This is a genomic window from Vibrio chagasii (genome assembly GCF_002954585.1).
In the GTDB taxonomy this organism is placed as follows: Bacteria; Pseudomonadota; Gammaproteobacteria; order Enterobacterales; family Vibrionaceae; genus Vibrio; species Vibrio chagasii_A.
This window is the reverse complement of record NZ_MSCI01000006.1, coordinates 45562-54424: the sequence shown is the minus strand read 5'-3', so window position 1 is coordinate 54424 and position 8863 is coordinate 45562. Positions and strand designations below refer to the sequence as shown.

8 protein-coding genes and 1 riboswitch are annotated in these 8863 nt (G+C 43.3%); of the genes, 3 read left to right on the top strand and 5 right to left on the bottom strand.

Going from position 1 to position 8863, the window contains the following annotated elements; translation table 11 throughout:
- Positions 1 to 562 precede the first annotated feature (562 nt).
- Positions 563 to 1015 carry an RNA recognition motif domain-containing protein gene (locus BTO10_RS23060; RefSeq protein ID WP_004740566.1) on the top strand — a complete coding sequence of 151 codons (453 nt, stop codon included), beginning with the start codon at positions 563 to 565 and terminating at the stop codon, positions 1013 to 1015.
- Here the strand turns inward: BTO10_RS23060 and murI are convergent.
- Genes murI through btuB form a run of 3 tightly spaced genes read right to left on the bottom strand, consistent with a single transcriptional unit; the run spans position 978 to position 4394 of the window.
- Positions 978 to 1784 carry a glutamate racemase gene (murI, locus tag BTO10_RS23055; RefSeq protein ID WP_219846861.1) on the bottom strand — a complete coding sequence of 269 codons (807 nt, stop codon included), beginning with the start codon at positions 1782 to 1784 and terminating at the stop codon, positions 978 to 980. The two genes, BTO10_RS23060 and murI, sit on opposite strands and share 38 nt — an antisense overlap.
- A gap of 60 nt (positions 1785 to 1844) precedes the next feature.
- Entirely contained in the window at positions 1845 to 2510 is a 666-nt protein-coding gene (locus BTO10_RS23050) for a Dph6-related ATP pyrophosphatase (protein ID WP_105025917.1), read from the bottom strand.
- A 48-nt stretch (positions 2511 to 2558) separates the two neighbouring features.
- Positions 2559 to 4394 (bottom strand): TonB-dependent vitamin B12 receptor, encoded by a 1836-nt coding sequence (btuB, locus tag BTO10_RS23045; RefSeq protein WP_105025916.1) that lies wholly within the window; start codon positions 4392 to 4394, stop codon positions 2559 to 2561.
- Positions 4395 to 4434: 40 nt separating this feature from the next.
- Positions 4435 to 4637: riboswitch (cobalamin riboswitch) on the bottom strand.
- A 154-nt stretch (positions 4638 to 4791) separates the two neighbouring features.
- Between btuB and trmA the strand changes: the two genes are divergently transcribed.
- The gene (gene trmA, locus BTO10_RS23040) at positions 4792 to 5901 is read left to right on the top strand and encodes a tRNA (uridine(54)-C5)-methyltransferase TrmA (RefSeq protein WP_105025915.1); all 1110 of its coding nucleotides are present in this window, start codon (positions 4792 to 4794) and stop codon (positions 5899 to 5901) included.
- An 86-nt stretch (positions 5902 to 5987) separates the two neighbouring features.
- On the opposite strand, the gene BTO10_RS23035 is transcribed toward trmA, so the two are convergent.
- Together BTO10_RS23035 and fabR are read right to left on the bottom strand one after the other, a co-directional pair.
- Positions 5988 to 6359 carry a YijD family membrane protein gene (locus BTO10_RS23035; RefSeq protein WP_004740556.1) on the bottom strand — a complete coding sequence of 124 codons (372 nt, stop codon included), beginning with the start codon at positions 6357 to 6359 and terminating at the stop codon, positions 5988 to 5990.
- Positions 6359 to 7000 carry an HTH-type transcriptional repressor FabR gene (fabR, locus tag BTO10_RS23030; protein WP_004740554.1) on the bottom strand — a complete coding sequence of 214 codons (642 nt, stop codon included), beginning with the start codon at positions 6998 to 7000 and terminating at the stop codon, positions 6359 to 6361. The genes BTO10_RS23035 and fabR overlap by 1 nt, the downstream gene beginning before the upstream one ends.
- 327 nt (positions 7001 to 7327) lie before the next feature.
- On the opposite strand from fabR, the gene sthA reads away from it, so the two are divergent.
- The gene (sthA, locus tag BTO10_RS23020) at positions 7328 to 8728 is read left to right on the top strand and encodes a Si-specific NAD(P)(+) transhydrogenase (protein ID WP_102424011.1); all 1401 of its coding nucleotides are present in this window, start codon (positions 7328 to 7330) and stop codon (positions 8726 to 8728) included.
- Positions 8729 to 8863 lie beyond the last annotated feature (135 nt).

Here is an 8863-nt window from a genome sequence, read left to right as displayed (position 1 = left end):
TTTAAGATTTTGTCGACTCAATGAATACTGATTACATTCCCTATTCTTACGAATAGTGACTGTGAATTGACTGTGCCGAATCTTACGATTCGAATTGGTCACTCAGTTCATTGAAATCAAGTTGAAACCGAAGTTTCATTTTTTGATATTCATCAACGAGTGCCCACACAGATTGATAGGTTTAAATTGTTAAAGAACGCTAGCGTTTTGTGATTTGCATCTCAGTCGCTAGGGGTGCGTACTATACTCGCACCGTTTTGAGAGTCAAGGGTTATTTTCAAACTCTTTTTCTCGACCGATTTTGCTGTGTGACTTTCGTCTCACTCCGTGTCGGTGAGGCGGCATTATAGAGAGATTGAGTTAGAGCACAAGGGCTTTTTGAAATAAAAGTTTTATTCGCCTAAAAAGCCACCAGATCCGCATTTTTCGAATAAAAACTAAACATTTGAGACGTATCACAGCAATACATTGGAAAATTGCAAGGCATGAACGTAAGATTCATGTGTCTATTTTGTTAATGGTAGATGCGTCTATTTCGTTTATTAATATGTAGTATTCCGATATGAACTCAAAAAAATCGATGTTGTTAATTGTCGCACTGGCTGTATTAGGCGGCATTGTTTTCTCTCAGGTAGATATATCGCCTGCAATTACCTTTATCCTTGGTGTCTTGGCTTCCGCTTTTGTTGTTAACTTTTCAAGCACCGACTCAAAATCAGATTCAGAAACTAAAGCTTCAACGAAAACGCTTTATGTGGGTAACCTTCCATACAAGGCGAACGAATCGCATGTTCGTGAATTATTCTCAGAACATGGTGAAGTGTTTGCAGTACGCTTAATGAAAGACAAGCGTACTGGTAAAAGAAGAGGCTTTGGATTTGTTGTTATGGCAAGTAATGATGTGAATCATGCAATCTCTGCTCTTAACGACAAAGATTACATGCAACGCACTTTAAAAGTACGTGTTGCAAATGATCCTAAGCACCCTGAAGCGGACGAATCTGAACAGAACTAAACCCTAACTGCTTCAACATACTATTTAGTGCACTTTCTTTATTGGGAAGTGCACTACAAAAAACCTCTCGCACTCCCCCTTCTTCATGACCACTTTCTAAACCCAACAAATCTTGAACTCGTTTAGCTATCGCTTTGCCCGAATCAACCAATACCACGCTTTCGCCTAATACTTGCTGAATCTCAGGCTTTATTAGTGGGAAATGGGTACAGCCTAAAACAGCAACATCAATGACATTAATCATCGGCTGAAGGATTTGCTTGAGCTCTTCTAAGTTAATGGCCTCTCCTCTGAGCTTATCTTCGGCCATATCCACCAGCCGAGTCGAGCCCAAAAGTTCAACCCTCTTATTAATAGAGAAGTTCTTGATCAGTTCATGTGTGTATTCACGGGTGATGGTTGCCGGAGTAGCAATAAGGCCCAAAGCTTTATTCGCTAACAAGGAAGCCGGCTTGATCGCAGGGACTACCCCAACGATTGGAATGACATTATTAGCACGTAGTGTAGGGAGAACAATCGTACTGGCGGTGTTACATGCAATAACGACGATATCAATGGCATAACTCGCCACGAAACTGGCTACAATACTCTGAACCCGACGAATGAGAACCTGCTGATCGAGCTCGCCATACGGGTAAGCTTCGTTGTCGAATACATAGATATAGTTATGATTGGGTAATAGCTGACTTATCTCGTTATAGACAGATAACCCACCTACCCCAGAATCAAAGACCAATATGTTTTTTTGCAGACTATCCGACACAACGATTACCTATATGTAGTTTCGCAGCAATAATACCCCTTCACTTAGTTTTCGCCAATCCTCACGCTATACAATACAAGCTCGATAACGTTGATGTACAAAACGTTCACCTTGCTCTATTACTTCGAGCTCTATATCAAGCTTTCCTTTAAAGCATGGCGCAGAGGTCACTAAGGTATGGAACTCTCCATCTTCACCGCACGGATCAACATGGCTCGGTAAGCTCTCTACTAACTCATCGGTATATTTCAGCCCACAGTAGCTAATATCTAATACGTTACTGTCGACAGTGACGAGATAGGTTTCGATACCTCTATCTATTATCTCTTGTGCTAGCGCCTGACTGCTCTCCCCCATAAGAGGAAACACACACTCCCAGCCTGCGGGTTCAATATAGCTTCTTCGGTAGTCGGCAATACCATTGCAAAACATATCGCCGAATGCGACAGCATCAATCGAGAAACCTGAATCTTTAAGTTCCGAGACAATTGTACTTTGGTAAACCTCGTTGCTTGGGAACACTTCCGGAAGCTCGATGGTGATAAGTGGTAAACCGATTAATTGCGCTTGCATGGCAACCACATCAATAGGAGTGACTTGGAAAGGGACTTCATCTCCAACATAGGTAGTATAAAGAGCAACAACTTCATACCCATTACTCTCAAGCAAACGCTCTAGGGTTAAGGTTGAGTCTTTACCTGATGACCAACTTATGACGACTTTCTTTTTCATTGATATGCCCAATAAGAAAAAACCGCCCGAAGGCGGTTTAGGTGTTAATTAGAATTGGTAAGTAGCATTCACGTAATATGTACGCTCTGGCGATGGGTATCCACCAGCAGTTTCATACTCTTCGTCTGTTAAGTTATCTACTCGACCATTTAAGGTTAGGTTTTCATTCGCATAGTAGTTAACTGAAACATCGAACAAGCTATATGCCGCAAGCTCTTCAGACAAGTCAGGTCGTTCACCTACATATTGGTAACCTAACGAAACATCAACTTCATCGAAACTAGCCACTGCATTATATTTGTAAATCTTCTTAGCTCGGCGTGTCAGCTGCTCACCAAATTGATTTTCTGGATCTTGGAAGTTAGCGCTCACTTGGTGATTGATAAAGCTGGTATCAAATCCAACGACCATTTCCACACCACGCAGTTGGCTTTCGCCATCGGTATTGTAGTACTTGCTTGTCGCATAGTTGTAATCAATTAGGTCTTCGACATTTGTGTCGTAGCCAGTAATCGACCAGTCAACATCCTTGATTAAGCCACCAAAGGTCAGCTCAAATGAATCTGCCTTTTCAGCTTCTAACTGTGCATTACCGTAGTAGCTATATAGTTGATACAAGTTAGGTGCTTTGAAGGATGTACCATAAGCTGCTTTTACAACAAGCCACTCAGCATAACGATAGCCTAGCCCTGTGTTGTAAGTCGTTTCTGTACCGAACTGCTCATTGTCATCAACACGAAGACTCAGCTCTCCGAACACTTTATCCGCATCTGCGTTTAATGCAGCGAAGTACGCAACATTCGTTCTGTCGTATTCAGTATTCGAAGGCTTAACAATATAAGCCTCATCACGCCAATCTACACCGCCACTAAGAGTCAGTGCCGAAGTCAGTTTGTATGAATTCACCCATTGAACATTTAGCTGTTCAAGCTCATCAGATGTTGCTGACGCTGAGTTCTTGCCTAAAGACTGTTCGTAGTTCCAATTATCTTGATTCTGATAGTTAACGAGGAAATCAGACTTAAGCTTACTGCCACTATATTTTACTCCAGCAGCAAAGGTAGAGTTCTGAACTTCTGCCTCTTTGTAAGAATGGACAGGTGCTCCCGTTGTATAATCAACATATGAACCATCATATTGAGAGATAGTCTCGAACATGCGGAAGTTAGCAAAACCACTCCATTGCTGATCAAAATTATGAACATAACCAATTAGAGCATTTCGTGATTCAAAGCCATGTCGGTCACCATCATTGATTCCCGGCATAGGATGAACATTGTATCCCTCATCGGAGTCGTAGCCAACAGATACGTTTAAGTGACCATTTCCACCAACCTTGGTACCACTAACAAAGCTCAGCTCTTCGTAATCTAGACTTCCCAAGCCTGCACTTACCGCCGTTTCTTCATTATCAGAGTTTGCAACGGTAATAATATTGATAACACCGCCGATCGCTTCTGAGCCATACATAGCGGCACGAGCTCCTCGAACATATTCGACACGATCAACGAATGTAATTGGTAACTGGCTAAAATCGACACTACCTTTTGCAGCTCGCGCAAAACGAATGCCATCAATTAGAACAAGAACTTGATCAGAGTTAGCACCACGAACAAAGATCGAAGCCTGCTGACCTCGACCTCCATTTTGTGAAACCTGGATACCCGTCAATCGTCTAAACACATCTGTTAGAGACTTAGCTTGGATTCGATCGATATCTTGGCGTGTTACTACTTCAACTTGAGCGACAACACTTTCCGTGCTTTGCTCAAAACGGTTCGCCGTAACCACCATGGTTTCATCGGCAGATGCTTGTTGGGCGTGTAAATTGGAGATAGGTGAAAGCAGCGATGCTACAGCAACCGCTAAAAGGGATTTGTTCATGTTGTGATCCTAAATCGCGTAAATTCCTACCAAACCACATGTCATGGTTTAGCCGCTGGCAGGTATTCGGACTCAAGAGCACAACCTTATGGTTACCTGATATTCGACTTCCCACAAAAGCTATTTGCAGTGTCTGATGAATACTCGTTCTCTTTTACCGCTGCGCGTCAGTTCTGGATTCACACCAGATTCCCTCTTCAGCCATCTATACATCTAAATGGCACCAGCTTGCCGGAGATAGTATTGACCTATGAATCATTTGTCTAGTCTAAGATAGTTATAAGCTATAGTTTTCATGGTCGATTTACATTGAATGGCGCTCAACACTGGACAAGCGCCTGTGATTGAATAAAATCTGCGCTCTTGATTTAAAAGCACGACAGCAAAAGGCATAACCATGGCGAATTTAGATGTAAACCCGCAACGCTACCAAGAACAACTGGCAGAAAAGACAGAGCGTCTTACTGAAATGTTCTCAGAATATAATGTGCCTGAGCTGGAAGTGTATGAATCTCCAGAGCAACACTACCGCATGCGTGCTGAGTTCCGCGTGTGGCATGAAGGTGACGATATGTATTACGTCATGTTCAATCAAGAGACCAAAGAAAAATATCGTGTAGACCAGTTCCCTGCTGCTAGCCGTCTTATCAATGACTTGATGCCTTTGTTAGTCGATGCAATGAAAGACAACCACTCTCTACGCCATAAACTATTCCAAGTAGACTTCCTATCTACGCTTAGCGGTGAGATTTTGGTGTCTCTGCTTTACCACCGTCAGCTAGGTGAGCAATGGATTCAAGATGCTAAAGCGCTAAAACAGCAATTGAACGATGAAGGTTTTAACCTTAACCTGATTGGTCGTGCTCGTAAGATGAAGATCGTATTAGACTGTGATTACGTTATTGAGAAACTAGACGTAAATGGCGATAGCTACATCTACCAGCAAGTAGAGAACAGCTTTACTCAACCAAACGGTAAAGTGGCTGAGAAAATGTTGGAGTGGGCCGTTGACTGTACTCAAGACAGCAAAGGCGATCTGCTAGAGCTTTACTGTGGTAACGGTAACTTCTCACTAGCACTGGCACAAAACTTCGAGCGTGTATTAGCCACTGAGCTAGCGAAACCATCAGTTGAATCAGCGCAATACAACATTGCAGCCAACAAGATTGATAACGTTCAGATCATCCGTATGTCTGCGGAAGACTTTACGGTAGCGATGGAAGGCAAGCGTGAGTTCCGCCGCCTGCAACAAGCAAACATCGATCTGAAGAGCTACAACTGCAACACTATCTTTGTTGATCCACCACGTTCAGGTATGGATGTAGATACTTGTAAGATGGTTCAAGGCTACGAGCGCATCATGTACATCTCTTGTAACCCTGAAACATTGAAAGAGAACTTGGAAATTTTAAGCGAAACACACGATGTTACTCGTTTTGCTCTATTCGACCAGTTCCCTTACACACACCACATGGAAGCTGGTGTATTCCTAGAGCGTAAAGCGTAATACTCGCCTTCCTAATCTAGGTAAAAGCCAAACTGCTGATACAAAAAAACGAGCCAATCGGCTCGTTTTTTTATTTCTGAGTCAGCTTAAGCGGTTTTACCGATAAAGCCTAACTTCTTACCTACCCAAGCGAGCAGTAACATTGCGACGATAATCGCGAAGAAGTTTGAACCCGCATCTGGGTGTTGTGCTTTCACAAACGCAGAGTGACCAAATGCACCCACGAAGAAACACGCCAAACCTACTAGCGGGATATCTTCCGATACTGGGTTAGTTAAGTACTCCTGGTAAAGCGCTTGTACAGCTAAAACTAAAGCAATCAGTGGGAAGATTGAGAAGCCCACTTCGCTCATTGTTACCCAAGATAAAAGTGCATCGCCACACACACCAGCAATCAGAGCCAGTACCAGTGTTTTTCTTTCTGAGCCACGGTTTACAGTATTATTTTCATTCGACATTATTCTATCCCGCCTTTTAATCGGTTACGTTCACGTTCTTTACGATACCAAAAAGCCCCTTTGGCCATCATTCGCAATTGCATGATCAAGCGCTCAGCCAGTTCGTCTCGCTGACGTCGATCTAAATCTAATGCTTCTGCCCCTGAGTTAAAGACCAATATGACCGAAGCTTCGGCTTGCGTAAAAGCTTCATCTCGTGTCATGCCAGTCGTGATTAGGTATTCGGTTAACTCAGCAGAAAAGTGCTGTATCTCACGAGCCACCGCTGTACGAAACTCAAATGAGGTTCCTGAGCGCTCTCGCAATAACAGTCTGAATACGTTAGGACTGCTTTCAATGAACTCCATAAAGGTTTCAACCGATGTGCGAATAACACTGCCTTCTTTTACTATACGCTGCCTAGCTTGACGCATTAGCTGGCGCAGTAGTAAGCCGCCCTCATCTACCATGGTTAAGCCAAGCTCATCCATGTCTTTGAAGTGACGATAAAAGGAAGTCGGTGCTATTCCAGCCTCACGAGCGACTTCTCTCAAGCTTAGGTTGGAAAAACTACGATCTGCACTGAGTTGGCTAAATGCTGCATCGATTAAGCTGCGACGAGTTTTTTCTTTTTGCTGTGCGCGAATGCCCATTGGTTTCATACTTTATCAATTTCTTCTTTTACAGCCTAAACAGGCATGTCTAATACTCTGTTCAATATAACGCGAATCACTTATTTATATAAGATACTCCAGTTATATAAGACACCAAACACGCCTCTTTGTTCACGTACCGCAGTAAATACGTTCGCAGAAAAAATTTCAATATCCACACCGCCATTTGGAGACATACGACATACCAAATATTATTTTTTCGCTAGCACTGCGTGATCCCGCCGACTCTCTGATGTCCTTTTCATGTACGCAAGAACAGAATCAGTTAAAATCCCGCTACAGCAATGTTAATCAAATATAACAAGGAAGATATCTATGCCACACTCCAACCACTTTGATGTAATCGTAATTGGTAGTGGCCCCGGAGGCGAAGGGGCAGCGATGGGATTAACCAAAGCCGGGTTGAACGTTGCAATCATTGAAAAAGAGAGCAGCGTTGGTGGTGGTTGTACCCACTGGGGAACCATTCCTTCAAAAGCACTGCGTCATGCTGTTAGCCGTATTATCGAATTTAATAACAACCCTCTGTTCTGTCAGAACAACAAAAGCATTCACTCGACGTTTTCCAACATTCTGGGGCATGCGAAATCCGTTATCGATAAACAGACACGACTGCGCCAAGGCTTCTACGATCGTAACCAATGTACACTAGTATTTGGTACAGCGCGTTTTATTGATTCTCACTCTATTTCTGTAATGCAGAGTGATGGTACGGAAGAGCACTACAGTGCTGACAAGTTCGTCATTGCGACGGGTTCTCGCCCTTATCAACCAGAAAACGTCGACTTTCTGCATGAACGTATCTACGACAGCGACTCTATTCTTTCTCTTAAACACGACCCTCAACACATCATCATCTATGGTGCCGGTGTTATCGGTTGTGAGTACGCGTCTATCTTCCGTGGTTTGGGTGTAAAAACCGATCTCATAAATACACGAGACCGTCTGCTGTCATTCCTAGATAATGAAACCTCTGATGCGCTTTCTTACCACTTCTGGAACAGTGGCGTCGTGATTCGTAACGATGAAACCTTCGAGAAAATCGAGGGAACTGATGATGGCGTGATCATTCACCTAGAATCAGGCAAAAAGATGCGTGCGGACTGCTTGCTGTATGCCAATGGCCGAACCGGTAACACTGACAAGCTGAACTTAGGTGCGGTTGGTCTAGAAGCGGACTCTCGTGGTCAGGTATCAGTGAATACCAATTACCAAACCAACGTTGACCATGTATACGCGGTCGGTGATGTGATTGGCTACCCTAGCCTAGCAAGTGCTGCTTATGACCAAGGTCGTTTTGTTGCACAAGCGATTGTTAAAGGTGAAGCAGAAGGCCACTTGATTGAAGATATCCCTACGGGAATCTACACCATCCCTGAAATTAGCTCTGTTGGTAAAACCGAGCAAGAGCTGACAGCAGCGAAAGTACCTTATGAAGTAGGACGTTCTTCATTCAAACACTTAGCTCGTGCCCAAATCGCGGGTAAAGACATCGGTAGCTTGAAGATTCTGTTCCACCGTGAAACCAAAGAGATTCTAGGTATCCACGTATTTGGTGAGCGTGCCGCGGAAATCATCCACATCGGCCAAGCAATCATGGAACAAAAAGGGGAAGCGAATACTATCGAGTACTTCGTTAATACCACCTTTAACTACCCTACAATGGCTGAGGCGTATCGTGTTGCCGCTCTTAACGGCCTTAACCGTTTGTTCTAAATAAAGAACTAATAGGAGCATTTGACCACCCATAGGCCAGATACATAAACAGCAAGCCATGAGCTTGCTGTTTTTATTTAAGCTATTGAAAAATATAGCATAAGGGGTAATTAGATCATGATATTCTAAATACCC